Source organism: Veillonella orientalis (assembly GCF_018406505.1).
Classification (GTDB): Bacteria; Bacillota; Negativicutes; order Veillonellales; family Veillonellaceae; genus Veillonella; species Veillonella nakazawae.
This window is the reverse complement of the sequence record NZ_AP022322.1, coordinates 1,159,760-1,178,975: the sequence shown is the minus strand read 5'-3', so window position 1 is coordinate 1,178,975 and position 19,216 is coordinate 1,159,760. Positions and strand designations below refer to the sequence as shown.

The window sequence follows — 19,216 nt, the reverse complement described above, 5'->3', positions numbered from 1 at the left end:
TTTTAGGGAGCATATAGCTAATATGGATTACTTTCACTACACCTATAAACACAATCACATAGATTTCAATAGTGATATATATAAGGTTAGTACCTATCACTATAACTGGCACAGTGGCGTAGAAATCCTAATCTTACTAAAGGGCAGAATCGACATGAGTTGTAATAGTGAGGTTTTTACAATGGAACCTCTTGATACGATTATTATTTCTCCTCAAGTTGGTCATGCTACATTGGCCTTAGAGGAGGATACAACGGCTCTCGTTATTCATGTAAGTAAGGAGTTTTTCCAATATTTTGATCCTAACTTCGGCATGTACCAATTTGTATTGCGATCAGATAAAACTAATCGGTATAATGAATTCTTTACATCACTACGTCATCGTGCTGCACAAATGATGTTGTTAATGGTAAATAGTGAAAGTACTGATCGTCAATTATGCTTGGAGAATCATTATTTAGCCATGATGAGTGATATATATCGGGAAATTGATGCGGTTAAGACTATCCCTGTACATACAAAGCCTGCTGATATGACTGTAGCTACCTTTGATAAAATGATTGCCTATATTGATGAAAATTATAAGCAGAAGATAGAGTTAGAAGATATTGCCAAAATTGGCGGTTATAATGTGAACTATACATCTCAGTTCTTTAAACGCCAATTAGGAGTTTCCTTTTTAGAGTATTTGTTGCGGTTGAGATTACGAGAGGCTACCGTTCGTTTAGCTAACTCTGAGGATGGGGTGGCTCATATTGCGAGTAGCTGTGGCTTCGCAGATATTAAAGCCTTTAATGTGGCCTTCAAGAAGCACTTCCATACAACACCATCTGAATATAGAAAACAAGCAAAAGAGATGGGGCGTAAAACAAAGTTACATGATTGGAAGGAAATTATCTCTACTCAGGAAAAGGATATTATAGATATATTGCAAACCTATTTACCATATCAAGATGCCTCTATCAATAAGGATAGATTGGAAGAGGCTAATCAAAAGTTACAGGATGTTAGAGAAGAACTTGAGCTGGTTGTAAAAAAATTACAATCATAATTTTCATTGTTATAATTCCTTGTAATTGCTTATAATTTTATGATTTTGAAAATTAAAATTAGGGGGATATACAATCATTAGGTATAGGTGATTTTGTATATTTGATAAGCATATAAAAATAAATGATGAAAGAGCACTACCTTTTGATAAGTAGTGCTCTTTTTGATATTTCTGAATAGGTGTAATTGTATATTTTATATAGGTAAAAATATAATTATATAGGTGATTTTGTATGAATTTAGCGTGCTTTCACAAGCAAAAATCAACTTATAAATTGGATAGTTATATCCTGTAAAAAGAGTACAATGAAATCATCGAAAGGAGCTAAGGTTCCGAAACAGAAATAATCACGTCTTAAATAATGAAGTCTTTTTGGAGGTTTGCGATGAGTACGAAGGAACAACAAGTACAAGAAATGACAAATAAGATAGCTAATTTCATTTCTTATATGGCAAAGGTATTGCCTGATGATGTACAAGAAAAAATTCATGAATTGGCACAGGATGAAAAAAATCCTATGGCTAAATCTATTTATGAAACAATGCAACATAATATGGATTTAGCAGCTCAGCTTAATCGTCCTTCTTGTCAAGATACTGGTGTATTACAATTTTGGGTAAAGGTTGGATCTAATTATCCCTTACTAGGAGAATTAGAAGATATTCTAAGAGAAGCAACTTATAAGGCTACACAAGAGGCTCCATTACGATTGAACTGTGTAGAAACTTTTGATGAGTTTAATACTGGTAAAAATATTGGCCTCACTGCACCTTATATTCACTGGGATATCATTCCTGGCCGTGATGATGTAGAAATCTTCCCTTATATGGCTGGTGGCGGGTGTTCCTTGCCAGGGTCAGGTAAAACATTGATGCCTGGTGAAGGCTATGAAGGTGTTGCTAAGTTTGTTCTTGATTTGATGACAAGCTATGGTTTGAATGCGTGTCCTCCACTATTGGTAGGTGTAGGGATTGCTACAACTATTGATACCGCTGCTGGATTATCTAAAAAAGCATTAATGCGCCCTGTATCTTCAAAAGCACCTAATGAAAAAGCGGCTTATATGGAACAATTGTTAGAAGATGGAATTAATAAGATTGGTATTGGACCTCAAGGTATGGGTGGGGATAAAACTGTTTTAGGTGTGAACATTGAACATGGTACACGTCATCCATCTGTTATTTCTTGTGCTGTTAGTGTAGGTTGTTGGAATCATCGTCGCGGCGATCTCGTATTTGACAAGGATGGTAATTGCACAGTTAAATCTCATAAAGGAGTGACATTATAATGGCTAAGAAAATATTAACTACACCTATTCAACAATCTGATTTAGCAGGCATTAAGCCAGGCGATGTGATTTATTTGACTGGGCATATTACAACCTGTCGTGATATGGGGCATCGTCGTGTGGTAGAAGAAGGTAAAACGTTACCGGTTGATGTTAAAGATGGGGCTATACTTCATGCAGGTCCAATTATTCGAACTATAAGCGATAATGAATTTGAAGTAGTATCTGTAGGTCCTACTACATCTATGCGAATGGAAAAATTCGAATATGACTTTGTTAAAAAGACTGGTGTACGTCTCATTGTAGGTAAAGGTGGCATGGGTCCTGAAACAGCCCGTGCATGTAAAGACTTTGGCGCACTACACTGTGTATTCCCTGCAGGTAATGCCGTACTTGCTGCTACAGAAGTCGAAAAAGTAGAATCTGCTAATTGGCGTGAATTAGGTATGTGTGAGACTTTGTGGACTTTTAAGGTTAAAGAATTTGGTCCGCTTATCGTATCTATTGATGCAGAGGGCAATAACTATTTTGAAAATAAAAAAGTAGAATACAATGCGAAAAAAGAAGAGGTGTTAGAAGAGCTCTATAAACACGTAGGCTTCATTAAATAATTGCATTGTGACATGTAACTAAATAGGAGGATTATACGGATTTTGTACAATCCTCCTTTTTTGTACCCTTTTTTAGGTATATTACACGTATTGGGAGGTATTTATGGATACGAGTGTAATGATAACTCTTGGCTTCTTGGTATTTGCCATCGTCATGTTTGCATGGGAGAAAATTCCATTATCTATTACTGCTATGGTTGTAGCAGTAGGTTTGCACTTAAGTGGAGTCTTATCTGCTAAAGAAGCATTCGCCGGTTTTGTAGATCCAAATGTCTTACTATTTATGGGTATGTTTGTTATTGGTGAAGCTTTCTTTGCAACAGGCGTAGCCGTAGGCGTAGGTAATGTAGTTCATAAGTTTGCTAAAACTGAAACATCTTTACTCGTTGCAGTTATGATGATTACAGGTATTTTATCTGGTTTCTTATCTAATACTGGTACAGCGGCTGTACTGATTCCTGTAATTATCGGTATTTGTAAAAAAAGTGGTTTTAAACAAACTAAATTGTTGATGCCTCTTGTGTTTGCTGCAGCTATGGGTGGTAATATTTCACTTATCGGCGCTCCTGGCAATATGATTGCGCAAGCGGGCTTACAACAAGCGGGCCTAGGCTCTTTTGGTTTCTTTGATTATGGTCTAGTAGGTTTGCCAATTCTAATTGTTGGTACTATTTTCTATGCTACAATTGGTAAACGTTTCTTACCAGATGCTCCAAGTCATCAACCAGATGGTGCCTTTGAAGGCAATGACGATTATAGCCATGTACCGTCTTGGAAAAAATGGACTGCTGCAATTGTATTGATTTTGACAGTTGTTGCTATGATCTTTGAAAAACAATTAGGTGTAAAACTTTATGTGAGTGCCTGGATAGGTGCTCTTGTATTAGTTGCTACTAATGTTATTAGTGAAAGTGCAGCTGTTAGATCTATAGATATGAAAACAATCATGCTCTTCGCTGGCTCTATGGCCCTTGGGGACGCAATGGTTAAAACAGGTACTGGTTCTGTAATTGCAGATCTTATCGTAAACAGCCTTGGTGCTAGTCCATCTCCAATTGTTGTTCTAGTAGTAATCTTTGTGCTTGGTGTATTCATGACGAACTTTATGTCTAATACTGCTACCTGTGCATTATTGGTACCAATCGGTCTTAGCTTAGCATCTCAATTGGGATTCGATCCAAAAGCAGTGCTTGCAGCTATTGTAATCGCTAGCTCCTTAGCGTATGCTACCCCAATTGGTATGCCTGCGAATACTATGGTATACAACATTGCTGGTTATAGCTTCATGGATTATGTGAAAGCTGGTTTGCCACTCATCGTTGTATCTAGTATAGTAGCACTTATATTGTTACCAATTTTATTCCCATTTTAATGAGATAATATAAGTTTTTTAGAAAGAGCCCTAATGTATGTTGCATTAGGGCTCTTTCTCATATGTGCAATAGGTAGGGATAAACGTATTAGATAATATAATTTAGCTATTAGATGTTTTAGATGTATTATACGTATTATACGTATTTGACGTATTAGATTTTCTATACGTCTTAGGCATCTTAGATCTATTAGATATATTACTAAAATTGTTAAGGATTAATATTAGACATACGTAATACTTTCATATATAATAGATTACTGTAGTTGTACAAATATACATCTACAGTAGACAATTAATATTAAATAGTAAATATTAGATAATATGTTAATAGTTGTTATATAGTTGATAGATGGCCATGGTGCCAAGGAGGCTTTATGTTAAGCGATATTGAGATTGCCCAACAGAATAAAATGGAAAAAATTCAGGTCATTGCCGATAAATGCGGTTTAACCCCTGATGATATTGAACAATATGGTCATTATAAAGCGAAGATTTCTTTTGATGCTATTCGTCGCTTAGAAGATAAGACAGATGGTAAATTGGTATTAGTTACGGCTATTACACCGACGCCAGCAGGTGAAGGGAAGTCTACAACGAGCATTGGTCTTGTACAAGGCTTACAAAAAATTGGCAAAAATGCTATTGCCACATTGCGTGAGCCATCCTTAGGTCCTGTATTTGGCATTAAGGGTGGTGCAGCAGGGGGTGGTTACGCTCAAGTTGTACCGATGGATGATATTAACCTTCATTTTACAGGTGATATGCACGCTATTACAGCAGCTAATAATTTATTGTCCGCTATGATTGACAATCACATCCATCAAGGCAATGAATTGCAAATCGATTTGCGTCAATTATCTTGGACTCGTGTTTTAGATATGAATGACCGTGCCCTTCGTAATGTTACCGTAGCACTTGGCGGTAAAGTGTGTGGTTTCCCTAGAGAAGATCACTTCATGATTACTGTTGCTTCTGAAATCATGGCTATTCTTTGCTTAGCTAAAGATCTAGAAGATTTGAAAGAACGCTTTGGTCGTATCGTTATCGGCTGTAATTTAGCAGGTGAGCCTGTTTATGTTCATCAGCTAGGTTGCCAAGGTGCGATGGCCCTTCTTATGAAAGATGCCATAAAGCCGAATTTAGTACAAACATTAGAACATACACCAGCTATTGTTCACGGTGGTCCATTTGCAAATATCGCTCATGGTTGTAACTCCATCGTAGCCACTAAGCTTGGTCTTAAATTAGGTGATATCGTAGTTACTGAAGCTGGTTTCGGTGCTGATTTAGGGGCTGAAAAGTTCCTCGACATCAAATGTCGTTACGGTGATATTTTCCCTGATACAATTGTAATCGTAGCTACATTGCGTGCTCTTAAAATGCATGGTGGTGTGCCTAAACAAGAACTTAGCACTGAAAATGTTGAAGCTGTTACAAAAGGTTTCAGCAATTTGCAAAAAGCCATTGAAAATATGCGTTACTTCAATGTGCCTGTATTGGTAGCAATTAATAAATTTGCTACTGATACCGATGCAGAGATTGCTGAATTGACTCGTCTCTGTGATGACTTTGGTGTACCTGTAGAGCTCAATGAATGTTGGGAAAAAGGCGGCGAAGGTGGCATTGATATGGCGAAAAAGGTCGTAGAATTGCTTGAAGGTTCTAAACCAACACCTAAATTCGTATATGATTTAGAAGATAGCTTAGAAGAAAAGGTAAATAAAATCGTTAAAACCATTTATGGTGGCGATGGCGTTATCTTTACAGATAAAGCTAAAAAGCAAATTAAACAATTAGCTGATTGGGGTCTTGATCGTTTACCTGTATGTATGGCAAAAACACAATACTCCTTATCTGATAATCCAGCTTTATTAGGGGCACCGAAAGGATTTACTATTACCGTATCCGATATTCGCGTTGCTAATGGAGCAGGCTTTATCGTATGCCGTACCGGTGATGTAATGGTTATGCCTGGCCTTCCTAAACGTCCTGCCGCTCTTAATATGGATATCGAAGCAGATGGTACGATTAAAGGTTTATTCTAATATAAATTCCTTGTAGTACACATTTTCTTAACTACCCATAGGTAGTGTCTGCTTTCACTAGTTTATATAGTGTGTTACCTGTATATTTTTATAGAAATGACAAAGCGATAACAAGGATAGCTTGTTATCGCTTTTACATGAGGTCTTGTTATGAATTTAGTAGAACAACGTGTTGTAGATTTTGTAGCAGCTACTGCATCTAAAGAACCAACTCCAGGTGGTGGAGCCATTGCGGCCTTAACGGCTGCAACGGGGGCAGCATTAGCTGAAATGGTGGCGAATTTAACCTTTGGTAAAAAGGGATATGAAGATGTTCAATCTGACATGAAAGATCTTCAAGCTAAAGCGGAATCTATTCGTAATCGCATGCTCGAATTATCTCAAGCTGATGCAGATGTATTTAATATCTTTATGAATGCCTTAGGTTTGCCAAAGAATACAGATGAAGAAAAGGCTAAACGTACTGCCGCTATTCAACAAGCTTATAAAGATGCTGCAATGGTTCCCTTTGAAATCGGCGAGTTAGCCTATCAAATCTTTGATTTAGCAGAGCTAGCATCTAAAAAAGGTAATCAAAATCTTATTACTGATGGTATTATTGCTGCAATCAATGCTCGAGCTGCAGTAAAGGCAGCATTCCTAAACGTACGTATTAATTTATCAGGTATTAAAGACGAAGCATTTGTAGTTGATATAACCACAAAAATGAATGCTATTGAAACAGGTTTAGATGATAAAGAAGCGGCAATTATAGCGTTATATGTATAGCCAGCTCAAAATAGCAGTTTAAAACAGCAGATTAAAATAACAAGATATACGACTGTATATACTAATCAATAATACCGTGGATGATTTCGAACGATTAAGGTTTTTAAAAATTTAATGTTCGGAAAAATATCGAAAGAGAACTTATTATTTCTTTTAAAAATAATGAGTTCTCTTTTTTCTATTGTTAAAATCCGAACGATAGTGTAAAATAAATGGGTGTTATTTCGAGGTTTGATGTAGGAGACATTATGACAGATCAAAAACAAATGAATACGGTCGATAGTATGTTGCCAATACCACAGCTCTTTGCCTTTGGTTTACAACACGTACTGGCCATGTATGCAGGTGCCGTTGCTGTACCTATTATTGTGGCACAGGCCATGCATTTACCTGTGGAAGATTTGATTCGCTTAATTACAGCGGACTTATTTACTTGCGGTGTTGCCACATTAATCCAGACGTTAGGTTTTGGTAACATTGGTGGACGTATTCCAATGATCCAAGGGGTTACCTTTGCATCTGTAGGCCCTATGGCGATGATTGGTGCCCAGCATGGTATGACTGCTATTTACGGTGCCATTATCGTAGCCGGTTTATTTACATTCTTGATAGCGCCATTCTTTAGTCGTCTTATTCGACTATTCCCACCTGTAGTTACAGGTACAATTATTACTATTATCGGTATTAACTTGATGCCAGTTGCTATTAACTGGATGGGCGGTGGTGTAGGGAATCCACAATTTGGTAGTTTTACTAATATTGGACTCGGGTTCCTTACATTCTTAATTGTTGTATTCGTTTACAAATTTGCAAAAGGTTTCTTCAGTAATCTGTCTGTATTAATTGGTTTAATTGCAGGTACAGCTATAGCTTTTGCCATGGGTGTTACAAACTTTGACGAAGTTGGACGTTCCAGCTGGATTGCAGTTATTGAACCTTTCTATTTCGGTTTACCAACCTTTGATTGGGCTTCTGTTCTTTCCATGATTATCGTAATGCTTGTTGTTATGGTTGAAACCACAGGTGACAGTATTGCGATTGGTGAAATCGTAGATAAGCCAATTGGACGTAAAGAATTGGCATCTATCATTCGTGCTGATGGGGTATCCACTATTATCGGTGGTATTCTTAATAGCTTCCCATATACAGCATTTGCTCAAAACGTGGGCCTTATTGCTGTAACGGGTGTTAAGAGCCGCTTTGTAGTTGCTGCCTCTGGTGTGATTTTGATTTTGTTGGGATTATTCCCTAAATTAGCGGCCATCGTAGCTAGTATTCCAAATGCCGTATTAGGTGGCGCTGGTATTGCCATGTTTGGTATGATTGTTGCTAGTGGTATTCGTTCTTTAGGCAAGGTTAGCTTTGAAGGTAATCATAATTTAATGCTTGTAGCAATTAGTATTGGTGTGGCTATGATCCCTATTGCAGCGCCAAACTTTTATGCTAATTTCCCTGCGTGGGCACAAATTATTTTAAAATCTGGCATCACTTTCGGTAGTATTATGGCAATTTTGCTTAATTTACTACTTAATGGTGTTAATCGTGGTGACGAAATTAAAGAAATGGGTCGCCGATAAAAATCACTAAAAAAGAACTCTGTTCCTTGGAGCAGAGTTCTTTTTTAGTGATTAAATTCACAGGAAATTTGTGTGAATACTATGCTATAATAAATAGATAATTGTAGAAAAATTTTGTGATGCTTTCAGTAACATGAAAATTATAAAAATGACTGCAATTACATATTGAAATAAAGTTATGTATATATGTATATATATGGTATGTTCCCATAAGAAGGGAAGGGTTACATGGCAGACGGAAAAATTATTGCTATCTCCATTAGTGAGAGAAAAGGGCAAAAGAAACATAATATTGAATCCGCTAATCTTATCGTAGATCATGGTATGGAAGGTGATGCGCACGCAGGCAATTGGCATCGTCAAATCAGCTTGCTTGGTATTGCAAGCATCGATCATATGCGTGCCCAAGGAGCGGATGTAAAACCTGGTGATTTTGCAGAAAATATCACTGTTGAAGGTATGGTGCTTTACGAATTGGCTGTAGGCACACAATTACAAATTGGTAAGGATGTAATTCTTGAAATTACTCAAATTGGTAAGGAATGTCATCATGGCTGTGAAATCATGAAACAAGTAGGATCTTGTATCATGCCTACACAAGGCATCTTTGGCAAAGTCCTTAAAAATGGTACCATTCACGTAGGTGATGAAGTATCTATTATCAAATAACTTAGTCGTACAAACGAGGTGTGTTATGAAAGACGCATGGGGCCGTACAATTGAATATGTACGTCTGTCATTGACAGATGCGTGTAATTTTTGTTGTCCCTATTGTCGACCTGCTGAAATTACACCTCAAAGTCAAACCCAATTATTATCAGTTGATGAATGGATGACTATTTTAGGTGCCTTCCATCGTATCGGCGTGAAAGCGGTACGTTTAACTGGTGGCGAGCCATTGCTATATCCTCATATTGAAGAGCTTTTAACTCGTATCAAGGATACTGGTTGGTTTGAAGATATATCTATGACTACTAATGGTAGCTTGCTTGCATCTCGAGCACAACGATTGAAAAAACTTGGTTTGAACCGAGTGAATATCAGTTTAGATTCTCTTGAAAGTGACGCTTTTGCCACTTGTGTAGGCAAAGAGGGGCAGCTAGATTCCGTATTAGATGGTATTCGCAGTGCTATTAGCGAGAATTTTAAATCAGTAAAGATTAATACCGTATTATCTCGCCATTGGTCTGATGATGAAGTTAAATCTTTATTACAGTATGTAGAAAAGTGGCCTGTTGTATGGCGGTTTATTGAATATATGCCATTCCAAGGCGATGCGTTCCATGGTCCAACCTTTGATGAATGGAAGGCTCAATTAGAACGTGTTAGTGGAGGTCCGCTTACAGAAGTACATTCCGTTTATGGCTTTGGTCCTGCTACGTACTTAGCGTTACCAAGTGGAAAGGCTATAGGCTTTATCTTTTCTATGTCTCATAGCTATTGTGATACATGTAATCGCGTTCGTCTTACATCAGATGGGCAAATGCGGTTATGCTTGTTGCGTGATGACGAGGCTGATCTAGTGTCGCTTGTCCGTAATGGTGTGACAGAAGAGGATTTAGCTATGCATATTGAACGTGCGTTGCAACGTAAACAAGAACGTCATGATGGAATAGGGATGGAACAACCTGAACGTCCAATGTGGCGCATTGGAGGATAGTATGGGGTTTTTTGATTTTCTAAAACCAAGATCAAAGGAACATATTGAAGAATGCTGGCCTGGTGGCAAGATGCTTCAAGTCCATATAGAATACGATACAAAATCTGCTGTCATTACCTACAAGGGACGTTATGGATTGCAATTTAATGTGCCAAAGGCTGATGTGACAAACATTATTATTAAAGAGGTAAGTCGTACGCATAGTGTTCTTCAACTATATAGTGGTGCTGACTGCGTAGGGACTAGTGATATTCTTCCTACGGAGGCTTGTAATACGATGAAGGATTGGCTAGGACGATATTGATGTATATGTTTTATAGGAATGTAATAAATATTCTTTACATTCCTATAAAATAGGCATATAATTAGTCGTGTCATGGACCACTAGCTCAGCTGGCAGAGCACCTGACTCTTAATCAGGGTGTCCAGGGTTCGAACCCCTGGTGGTCCACCAAATAAACCCGCACTACTGTGCGGGTTTTTCTTCTATATTTTAAGTATTTGTATAATCTGCAACTACTTTATGGACGGATATGCTTCATTTACTTAATATGACGTATTTTGTAGACAATAAATGATTAAAAGCTTATTATTAATAATAATAGTTTTTATCATTAGGAGGTTCTTATGGCAGTAGATGTTTCTAGAACACAAGATGTGTATAAAGATGCTGGACAAAGTGTAAATTTTACAACATTATTATTAAATCGTAAAGATCGTGATGCAGAGCTAGAAGTGATTCAAGATATGGCGGACCGCATTCAAGCCATAAAACGTTCTGTAAGTATTCGTGCAAATGGTGAAGGTTTGGGCATTGCTTTTGGTTTCAGCCGTAAAGCATGGGATTATTTATTCCCTAATGCACCTGTACCAAAAGAGTTAGAAGACTTCCAAGGTATTAAAGGTGATAAACAAGACGTACCAGCTGTAGCAGCTGATTTATTCTTACATGTACGTTCCAATGATGAGTCCGTAACATATACTGTAGTGGATCAAATTATGGAGTTCTTACGTCCTATTACATCTGTAGTAGATGAAACTCATGGCTTCCATTATGAACAAGGTCGCGCCATCATTGATTTCGTAGATGGTACTGAAAACCCTGTTGGTCAAGAAGCTGTAGAGTGGGGCGTTATTGGTGATGAAGATCCTGAATTCACTAATGGTTCTTATGCATTTGCTCAAAAATATGAACACGATCTTGATGCGTGGCGTGCGCTTCCTACAGAAATGCAAGAAAAGTTTATTGGCCGTCGTAAATTCAGCGATATTGAGTTAGAAGATGATGAAAAAGATCCAGCAGCTCATAATGTAGTGGCTCAAGATAATCGCGATGATAAAGAACATAAAATCGTGCGCATGAATGTAGCCTTTGCTCAACCGGGTCAAGGTGTACGTGGTACATACTTTATTGGCTATGCTCGTTACTGGGATGTAACTAAAACAATGCTTACTAATATGTTTACGCAAAATGATAAATTGCTTGATTATTCCAAACCTATTACAGGCATGCTCTTCTTTATTCCATCCCTTGATACATTGGATGCTATTGCAGAAGGCGAATTATAATCTGCATAGCTAGTTTATGCATGATTTATATGGTTTGTGATGCTCAGTTTTGTTAGCAGCATATAATTTGAGTGAAAATACCATATAAATTCTATAGAAGCGCTCCTTTTAGGGGCGCTTTTATGCTATAATAAATCTATTAAACTCGTAAAATCCATTGTAGTTATGAATGAGGTATTCCATGAATTATACTAGCACCCGCGGTACCGTTGCGGTAAATGAAACATATGCATTGTTGCACGGCTTAGCAGAGGATGGTGGTCTATATGTACCATCTTTATTCCCTACAAACTGCTTAACTTACAATGATGTGAAAGATAAAAACTATCAAGAGGTAGCAGCTATTGTATTATCTAAGTTGTTCCCATGCTTCTCTGAAGCTCATTTAAATGAAATGATCAATTCTGCATACTCTGATGCTAATTTCAGTACTCGTGATATTGCACCATTACATTCCTTATTAGAAAAGGTTTCTGTATTGGAATTATTCCACGGCCGTACACAAGCTTTCAAAGATATGGCATTGTCCTTATTCCCATATCTATTGGTGGCAGCAAAAGAAGCAGAAGGTGAGAAAAAAGAGGTTCTTATCTTAACGGCTACATCTGGTGATACTGGTAAAGCCGCACTGGAAGGCTTTAAAGATGTACCTGGTACACATATCCAAGTATTCTACCCAACAGATGGTGTAAGCCCTATGCAAGCAGAACAAATGCAAAAGCAAGAAGGGGAGAATGTTAATGTCACTGCGATTCATGGTAACTTTGATGATGCTCAACAATTCTTGAAACGCTTATTCGTTGATAAGGCTACAGCAGAAGAGGTTGCGGAAAAAGGTGTTATGTTCTCCAGTGCGAACTCCATTAACATCGGCCGCTTGGCACCGCAAGTAGTGTACTATGTAAATGCCTATGCTGAGCTCGTAGCACAAGGTGCTATTCACGAAGACGAAGCTTTCAACGTAGTAGTGCCAACAGGTAACTTTGGTAATATCTTGGCTGCTTACTATGCTAAAAAAATGGGTATTCCTATTGGTAAATTGATTTGTGCATCCAACCAAAACAATGTGCTCACTGAGTTCTTTGAAACTGGCACATACGATATGAATCGTCCATTCTATACAACGATTTCTCCATCTATGGATATTCTTGAATCCTCCAATTTTGAACGTTTCTTGTACTATATCTCTGGTGAAGATAGTGAACGTACCGCTGCTTGGATGAAAGATCTTAAAGCAACAGGTAAATTGACTGTCAATGAAGAAGAGTTCAGTCGTGTTAAAGCTAATTTCGCAGGTGCTTATGTTGATGACGAAGAAACAAAAGCTATCATTGAACAAGTGTACAACTCCTATGGTTATGTAATGGACCCTCATACGGCGGTAGCTATGGGTGCATACATGAAGGAATTAGAAAAACATCCTGAAGATGGTGCGCGCCATACAATTATTGCGTCTACTGCACATCCATTTAAATTCCCTACAGCTATTTGTGAGGCTTTAGATATCAAAGTGGGTGACACACCGTATGAAAGCTTAGATAATATTTCTGCTGTAACGGGTGTAGCATTCCCTAAACAATTGGAAGCTTTGAAATCTAAACCGTTGCGTTTCACAAAAGCAATCGATAAAGAGGATATGAAACAAGAAATTCTTGATTTTGTAGATACGTTCTCTAAATAATACGATGCCGCCTTTCGTTAGAAGGGCGGCATATATTTTGGCTTTGTGAACTCTGTATCTCCTGTATATCGGAGTGCTTATATAGATAATACAGGACAGTAACTATGTAGTAACATTATAGTAGAAGTGTATAGGGAGGTAGTATGGCTAAAAAAGGCCTTATGTACGCATTGCTATCGGCTCTTTTGTTGAGTACGATGAATTTATTCGTAAAGATGCTAGGCTCTAATATTCCTTCTGGGGAAATTGCCTTTTTCCGCGGCTTATTTGGTACGGTAGCGGTTCTTATCGTTATGTATGCCCAAGGCATCCGATTCTCTAAAGAAGATAGAGGACATCTACTAATGCGCGGTTTATACGGCGGCTTTGGCATGGTTTGTAACTTTATTGCCTTAGTGCATTTAAAGTTATCTGATGCAACGATTTTATTTCAAACATCAGGTATATTTGTATTGATATTTAGCGCCTTATTTCTTAAAGAACGGGTACCTAAAGGGGCTGGGAAATGGCTTCTTTTGATCTTTGTAGCTGTAATGGTTATGGTAAATCCATTTAGCTTTACTGGCTTTACTTGGTTTGCCTTAGTAGCTATTTTAGGGGCTGCTTTATCTGCGGCTGCGTATACAACGATTCGCCTTATATCTAAGCGAGGTAAACATAGTAATTTCGAAATTATGGCGTATTTTATGATTACAGGTATGATTGCAGGGCTTGTTACAACTGACAAACTCGTTATGCCTCAAGGCACAGATTGGCTTATCATCTTGGCGATTGGTGGTATAAGTGTAGTGGCTCAGTTCTTCTTGACTGGTGCCTTTGTTACAACTAACGCTGTAGTGGCACAATTCTTACAATATGTTGGTGTATTCATCAGTTCCTTCTACGGCTTCTTGTTCTTTGGTGAAAGCTTATCTATTGAAACTATAGGCGCTGGTGTGGCGATGTTCGTATCTTCTGTTATGTTGGCTCGCCTTAAAGAACAAAGTGGACCTTTACAAGAAGGAAAGGTTATAGAGGATAAAATTAAATAATTGTCGAATCTATACAATAATAGACGTTGTATGACAGTAGAGGTGCTAATCACATTCGTGATTGGCACCTTTTAACATGGTGCGAAAAGTACGCATAAATACTGATTTATTACAATTTTAGATTGACCTATGAAAAACTATATTAAATAAATTCGAAAAACTACATCGAAAAATATTGACATCTCTTCATCTTTCCTTTATGATTAGTACAGTTATTAACGCATTCTCAATTAAGTGTATCTAGGAGTAGTGAGAAATGAAAGAATTTTTGAACGATTTTAAAGCTTTTGCATTCAAAGGTAACATGATGGACCTCGCTATTGGTATGATTATTGGTGCTGCTTTCACAGCGTTGGTTAACTCCGTTGTAAGCAACTTGTTCATGCCTATTATCAGCTTGTTCACAGGCGGTATTGATTTCAGTAACTTGTACTTGCCATTAAATGCTGCATCTAAAGATGCATTTATGTCTGGTGCTGATATTAATACAGCTCGTGCAGTTGGTTCTGTATTGCCATACGGTACATTTATTACTGATTTGATTCAATTCTTAATCTTGGCGTTCGTTGTATTCTTGATGGTTCGCGCATTAGCTAAAATGATGAAAAACGCGAAAGAAGAAGAAGCTGCTGAAGCACCTACAACTAAAGAATGTCCATTCTGTAAAACAGAAATTCACATTGATGCAGTTAAATGTCCTAATTGTACAGCAGATTTGAAATAATTCAAATTTAAAGCTACATAAAGGGAGTAAGGCCTAGGCCTTACTCCTTTTTGTTGTATTACGCCAGCTTTCTAGTATAAAATATAAGTATATAGTAGAAATATATAATATTAACTTTAACGCGAAATTCTTGTGCGTGTATTATAAGACGCTTTTGGAGGACTTATACATATGGAAAAAAAACCTCTAGTTGTTGTAAACGGTTTAGTCCGTAAAGATGCAATTGCTTATTTAAAAGAGCACGTAGATGTGCGCCAATGGACTGAAAAGACTGTAATGCCTCGTGAGACCTTAAAGGAATGGCTCGTTGATGCGGATGGTTTGTGGTGTGTTCGCCCTTTAGATGTAGACGGTGATCTTGTAAAAAATGCACCTAATTTAAAGGTTATTGCTCAAGCAGCTGTGGGTTATGATAATGTAAAAATTGATGAATTAACGGCAGCAGGTATTCCTTATGGCAATACGCCAGGTGTTCTTAATGAAACCGTAGCAGAGCTTGCTTTTACATTGATTGCCACTGCTAGTCGTCGTATTCTGGAAAATGCTAATTTCGTAAAAGAAGGACGTTGGGCTCAAAGACCATCTAATATTAAAGGTTTTGATTTGAGTCGCCGTACCCTTGGTATTATTGGGATGGGGGCTATTGGTGTATCTATTTCTCGTCGTGCCCGTGCATTCGGTATGACTGTGGTATACCATAATCGCAACCAGCGTATAGATGATAAAATTTATAAAACAACTTATATGGAGTTAGATGATCTTTTGGCTACTAGTGATGTAGTTTGTGTAATGGCTCCATTAACAGATGAAACCTATCACATGTGTGATGAAGCATTCTTCAAGAAGATGAAAAATACCGCTTTATTTGTAAATGTAGGCCGTGGACCTATCGTTGATACAGATGCTCTCATTAATGCCTTACAAACAGGTGAAATTGATTATGCGGCACTCGATGTAACTGATCCAGAACCATTACCAGCAGATCACCCACTATTAAGTGTTGAAAACTGTCTTATCGTACCACATATTGGTTCCTATACTGACCGCACGCGTTATGATATGTCTATTTTGACAGCCGATAATATTATTGCTGGTGTTCATAAGAAACCATTAAAAACTTGTGTTAATGAAGAGGTTAACTATAAAAAAACAGAAATGGATGTTGAATCTGCTTTAGAAGAGCTTAAAAAGGCAGGAGTTGATTTAGCTGATTTCGACTAATATCACAAGACCTCAAAAGATATGCGATATTATGCAAAATATGGTAAAATAAAAGAATATTTATCCTATGGAGGTTAGAACGTTGGAACATAAAGATATTGAAAAAACTGTAGCTCCTGAAGAAGTTGTATCCGTTAACTTTATCGAAGCTATCATTAACAAAGATAATGAAACTGGTAAATACGGCGGACGCGTATTAACTCGTTTCCCGCCAGAACCAAATGGTTACTTACACATTGGGCATGCTAAATCTATCTGCCTTAACTTTGGTATTGGCAAGCAATATAATGGCTTAACAAACCTTCGTTTTGATGATACAAACCCAGCAAAAGAAGACGTTGAATACGTAAACTCCATTATGGAAGATGTAAAATGGCTCGGCTTTGATTGGGCTGGAGAGCCTCGCTATGCATCTGATTATTTCGGTCAAATGTACGAATATGCTAAGAAATTAATCACTCTTGGCAAGGCTTATGTAGATGATCAAACAGCAGATGAAATTAAACAAACACGTGGCGATTTCTCTACACCTGGTACCAATAGTCCATACCGTGACCGTAGCGTAGAAGAAAACTTGAAACTCTTTGAAGAAATGAAGGATGGTAAATACGCTGATGGTGAAAAGGTATTGCGTGCAAAAATCGACATGGCTCATCCTAATATCGTTATGCGTGACCCTGTTATTTATCGTATTGTAAATACAGAACATCATAACACAGGCAATGAGTGGAAGATTTACCCTATGTATGACTTTGCTCATCCTATTGAAGATGCTATCGAACGTATTACACACTCTATCTGTACTTTAGAGTTTGAAGTTCATCGTCCATTGTATGATTGGGTACTTGAGGATTGGGATGATACTGAAATTCCGCAACAAATTGAGTTTGCTCGTTTAAATGTAACTAAAATGGTTATGTCCAAACGTAAATTGCGTGCACTTGTGGAAGCTGGTCTCGTAGCTGGCTGGGATGATCCTCGTATGCCTACTATTTCTGGCTTGCGTCGTCGTGGTTACACGCCAGAAGCAATTCGTGATTTCTGCGATCGCATTGGCGTCGCTAAAGCTGATAGCGTTGTTGATATTGCTTTGCTTGAGTTCTGTATCCGTGAAGATTTGAAACTCAAAGCTACACGTCCTATGGTAGTTATTGATCCTGTGAAAGTTGTTATTACGAACTATCCAGAAGGTCAAAGTGAACTTTGCACAGTTGAAAATAATCCAGAAAATGAAGAGTTGGGTAACCGTGAAGTTGTATTCGGTCGTGAAATCTACATTGAACGAAATGACTTTATGGAAGAGCCAGTTAAGAAATTCTTCCGCTTGGCACCAGGTAAAGAAGTACGCTTAAAAGGTGCATACTTCATTACATGTACTGATGTTATTAAAGATGAAAATGGCAATATTACAGAAATACACTGTACATATGATCCAGAAACTAAGAGCGGTAGCGGTTGCACTCGTAAGGTAAAAGGGACATTGCACTGGGTTGAAGCATCTACTGCAGTAGATATTGAATCTCGCTTATATGATTATTTACTTAAAGAAGATTCCGATGGTAAAGACTTCTTGGGCGATTTCAACCATGACTCCTTACAAGTATTCCATAGTAAAGGTGAAGCATGTCTTGCTAATACTGTACCAGGAGACCATTTCCAATTCTTGCGCCAAGGTTACTTTGTAACTGATAAAGATAGCACACCAAATCATATCGTAATGAACCGTATTGTTGGTTTACGCGATAGCTGGGCTAAGGCACAAAAGAAATAATTTAGTCAGTCATATACGTTGCTAAGATAATGATAAAGAACCGCTCCACTAAGGGCGGTTCTTTACTACTGTGTTGTTACTATAAATGTTGAGTGTTTGTGACATTAACATTTCACTAGAGGAGACATATGAAAAAATTAGTATTACTTGCTACTGCAGCTGCTGTATTAGTATCTGTTCCAGCAATAGGTTCTGCAGCAAACATTAAGTCCGTTTTGAATAAAAGTCAAACTGTAACATATCAAGGTGTTAAATTATCTGAAGGTGTTACAATGTATCAAAATAATCCTAAAGCACTTTTTGCAGGCGATGCAAAAAAAGATATTAAATCTGTGCTTATAGAAGCGGGTGCTACCTCTGCTAATGTATATACATTGAATATTAAAAACGAAAATGAAATGAACTATGCTGTATATGGTGATGTAGTATTAGGAAAGCAATTATCTGGTCGCATGAGTGAAACTAAGCATGTCAATGCAGATCCATCTTCGCTAGGTGCACTTGCCTCTGCTATTAATAAGGGAGATAGTCCAATCCTTGGTACTTTCACAGTTGTAACGCCATTAGCTAAACAAGGTAATGTATACGAAGGAACATTAAAATATAAAAGCGTAGCTAATAATAATTCTTATAATGAAGTTTTACATATTAGCCTTTTTGATGATAAGTATACTGGTCCGAATGCACGCTTTATCGCTATAGATGAAGCTGATGATGCTGCGATATTCCCTAAAGTTAAGACTTTACTAACCGTAAAAAAATAAATAATTATTGAAAATATATATCAATTATTCTTGACAATTTTTCTCATCAAGAGTACTATTGGCATATAGGAATTATTCTC

Annotated in this window: 17 protein-coding genes and 1 tRNA gene; all 18 read left to right on the top strand. The window is 37.5% G+C overall.

Going from position 1 to position 19,216, the window contains the following annotated elements; translation table 11 throughout:
• The first annotated feature begins 22 nt into the window (after positions 1–22).
• The 18 genes from VEIS1202513_RS05340 (at position 23) to VEIS1202513_RS05255 (ending at position 19,136) form a co-directional block, all read left to right on the top strand.
• Positions 23–1,051, top strand: coding sequence for an AraC family transcriptional regulator (locus VEIS1202513_RS05340; RefSeq protein WP_213466914.1), 1,029 nt, complete (start codon positions 23–25; stop codon positions 1,049–1,051).
• A gap of 385 nt (positions 1,052–1,436) precedes the next feature.
• Complete coding sequence (ttdA, locus tag VEIS1202513_RS05335; RefSeq protein ID WP_021148394.1) at positions 1,437–2,339, top strand: L(+)-tartrate dehydratase subunit alpha; 903 nt, start codon at positions 1,437–1,439, stop codon at positions 2,337–2,339.
• The gene (ttdB, locus tag VEIS1202513_RS05330) at positions 2,339–2,950 is read left to right on the top strand and encodes a L(+)-tartrate dehydratase subunit beta (protein WP_213466913.1); all 612 of its coding nucleotides are present in this window, start codon (positions 2,339–2,341) and stop codon (positions 2,948–2,950) included. Before ttdA ends, ttdB begins: the two co-directional genes overlap by 1 nt.
• A gap of 103 nt (positions 2,951–3,053) precedes the next feature.
• Positions 3,054–4,322 (top strand): SLC13 family permease, encoded by a 1,269-nt coding sequence (locus tag VEIS1202513_RS05325; RefSeq protein ID WP_155086774.1) that lies wholly within the window; start codon positions 3,054–3,056, stop codon positions 4,320–4,322.
• Positions 4,323–4,699: 377 nt separating this feature from the next.
• Positions 4,700–6,370, top strand: coding sequence for a formate--tetrahydrofolate ligase (locus VEIS1202513_RS05320; protein WP_156719048.1), 1,671 nt, complete (start codon positions 4,700–4,702; stop codon positions 6,368–6,370).
• 150 nt (positions 6,371–6,520) lie between these two features.
• Positions 6,521–7,138 carry a cyclodeaminase/cyclohydrolase family protein gene (locus VEIS1202513_RS05315; protein WP_060924027.1) on the top strand — a complete coding sequence of 206 codons (618 nt, stop codon included), beginning with the start codon at positions 6,521–6,523 and terminating at the stop codon, positions 7,136–7,138.
• Between the two features lie 248 nt (positions 7,139–7,386).
• A complete protein-coding gene (locus VEIS1202513_RS05310; protein WP_213466912.1) occupies positions 7,387–8,715 on the top strand; it encodes a nucleobase:cation symporter-2 family protein in 1,329 nt (442 codons plus the stop codon).
• Positions 8,716–8,943: 228 nt separating this feature from the next.
• Positions 8,944–9,384, top strand: a complete 441-nt coding sequence (locus VEIS1202513_RS05305; protein WP_060924025.1) for an MOSC domain-containing protein — start codon at positions 8,944–8,946, stop codon at positions 9,382–9,384.
• A gap of 25 nt (positions 9,385–9,409) precedes the next feature.
• Positions 9,410–10,375, top strand: a complete 966-nt coding sequence (gene moaA / locus VEIS1202513_RS05300) for a GTP 3',8-cyclase MoaA (RefSeq protein WP_213466911.1) — start codon at positions 9,410–9,412, stop codon at positions 10,373–10,375.
• Position 10,376: 1 nt separating this feature from the next.
• On the top strand, positions 10,377–10,679 hold the full coding sequence (locus VEIS1202513_RS05295; RefSeq protein WP_024064659.1) for a hypothetical protein: 303 nt from the start codon (positions 10,377–10,379) through the stop codon (positions 10,677–10,679).
• A gap of 74 nt (positions 10,680–10,753) precedes the next feature.
• Positions 10,754–10,829, top strand: a tRNA-Lys gene (locus tag VEIS1202513_RS05290).
• A 173-nt stretch (positions 10,830–11,002) separates the two neighbouring features.
• Entirely contained in the window at positions 11,003–11,944 is a 942-nt protein-coding gene (locus VEIS1202513_RS05285) for a Dyp-type peroxidase (RefSeq protein ID WP_156719046.1), read from the top strand.
• A 181-nt stretch (positions 11,945–12,125) separates the two neighbouring features.
• Positions 12,126–13,625 (top strand): threonine synthase, encoded by a 1,500-nt coding sequence (thrC, locus tag VEIS1202513_RS05280; protein WP_213466910.1) that lies wholly within the window; start codon positions 12,126–12,128, stop codon positions 13,623–13,625.
• Positions 13,626–13,768: 143 nt separating this feature from the next.
• Positions 13,769–14,656, top strand: a complete 888-nt coding sequence (locus VEIS1202513_RS05275) for a DMT family transporter (RefSeq protein WP_213466909.1) — start codon at positions 13,769–13,771, stop codon at positions 14,654–14,656.
• A gap of 256 nt (positions 14,657–14,912) precedes the next feature.
• Complete coding sequence (gene mscL / locus VEIS1202513_RS05270) at positions 14,913–15,380, top strand: large conductance mechanosensitive channel protein MscL (protein ID WP_213466908.1); 468 nt, start codon at positions 14,913–14,915, stop codon at positions 15,378–15,380.
• A gap of 171 nt (positions 15,381–15,551) precedes the next feature.
• The gene (locus VEIS1202513_RS05265; RefSeq protein ID WP_105085939.1) at positions 15,552–16,601 is read left to right on the top strand and encodes a 2-hydroxyacid dehydrogenase; all 1,050 of its coding nucleotides are present in this window, start codon (positions 15,552–15,554) and stop codon (positions 16,599–16,601) included.
• 82 nt (positions 16,602–16,683) lie between these two features.
• Entirely contained in the window at positions 16,684–18,372 is a 1,689-nt protein-coding gene (locus VEIS1202513_RS05260; RefSeq protein ID WP_213466907.1) for a glutamine--tRNA ligase/YqeY domain fusion protein, read from the top strand.
• A gap of 128 nt (positions 18,373–18,500) precedes the next feature.
• Positions 18,501–19,136 carry a hypothetical protein gene (locus VEIS1202513_RS05255; RefSeq protein WP_213466906.1) on the top strand — a complete coding sequence of 212 codons (636 nt, stop codon included), beginning with the start codon at positions 18,501–18,503 and terminating at the stop codon, positions 19,134–19,136.
• Positions 19,137–19,216: the final 80 nt, after the last annotated feature.

What these genes read in the sequence shown, in the direction of transcription:
- VEIS1202513_RS05340 (WP_213466914.1), top strand. Translation starts at nt 23, where the DNA reads ATGGATTACTTTCACTACACCTATAAACACAATCACATAGATTTCAAT.
- ttdA (WP_021148394.1), top strand. Translation starts at nt 1,437, where the DNA reads ATGAGTACGAAGGAACAACAAGTACAAGAAATGACAAATAAGATAGCT.
- ttdB (WP_213466913.1), top strand. Translation starts at nt 2,339, where the DNA reads ATGGCTAAGAAAATATTAACTACACCTATTCAACAATCTGATTTAGCA.
- VEIS1202513_RS05325 (WP_155086774.1), top strand. Translation starts at nt 3,054, where the DNA reads ATGGATACGAGTGTAATGATAACTCTTGGCTTCTTGGTATTTGCCATC.
- VEIS1202513_RS05320 (WP_156719048.1), top strand. Translation starts at nt 4,700, where the DNA reads ATGTTAAGCGATATTGAGATTGCCCAACAGAATAAAATGGAAAAAATT.
- VEIS1202513_RS05315 (WP_060924027.1), top strand. Translation starts at nt 6,521, where the DNA reads ATGAATTTAGTAGAACAACGTGTTGTAGATTTTGTAGCAGCTACTGCA.
- VEIS1202513_RS05310 (WP_213466912.1), top strand. Translation starts at nt 7,387, where the DNA reads ATGACAGATCAAAAACAAATGAATACGGTCGATAGTATGTTGCCAATA.
- VEIS1202513_RS05305 (WP_060924025.1), top strand. Translation starts at nt 8,944, where the DNA reads ATGGCAGACGGAAAAATTATTGCTATCTCCATTAGTGAGAGAAAAGGG.
- moaA (WP_213466911.1), top strand. Translation starts at nt 9,410, where the DNA reads ATGAAAGACGCATGGGGCCGTACAATTGAATATGTACGTCTGTCATTG.
- VEIS1202513_RS05295 (WP_024064659.1), top strand. Translation starts at nt 10,377, where the DNA reads ATGGGGTTTTTTGATTTTCTAAAACCAAGATCAAAGGAACATATTGAA.
- VEIS1202513_RS05285 (WP_156719046.1), top strand. Translation starts at nt 11,003, where the DNA reads ATGGCAGTAGATGTTTCTAGAACACAAGATGTGTATAAAGATGCTGGA.
- thrC (WP_213466910.1), top strand. Translation starts at nt 12,126, where the DNA reads ATGAATTATACTAGCACCCGCGGTACCGTTGCGGTAAATGAAACATAT.
- VEIS1202513_RS05275 (WP_213466909.1), top strand. Translation starts at nt 13,769, where the DNA reads ATGGCTAAAAAAGGCCTTATGTACGCATTGCTATCGGCTCTTTTGTTG.
- mscL (WP_213466908.1), top strand. Translation starts at nt 14,913, where the DNA reads ATGAAAGAATTTTTGAACGATTTTAAAGCTTTTGCATTCAAAGGTAAC.
- VEIS1202513_RS05265 (WP_105085939.1), top strand. Translation starts at nt 15,552, where the DNA reads ATGGAAAAAAAACCTCTAGTTGTTGTAAACGGTTTAGTCCGTAAAGAT.
- VEIS1202513_RS05255 (WP_213466906.1), top strand. Translation starts at nt 18,501, where the DNA reads ATGAAAAAATTAGTATTACTTGCTACTGCAGCTGCTGTATTAGTATCT.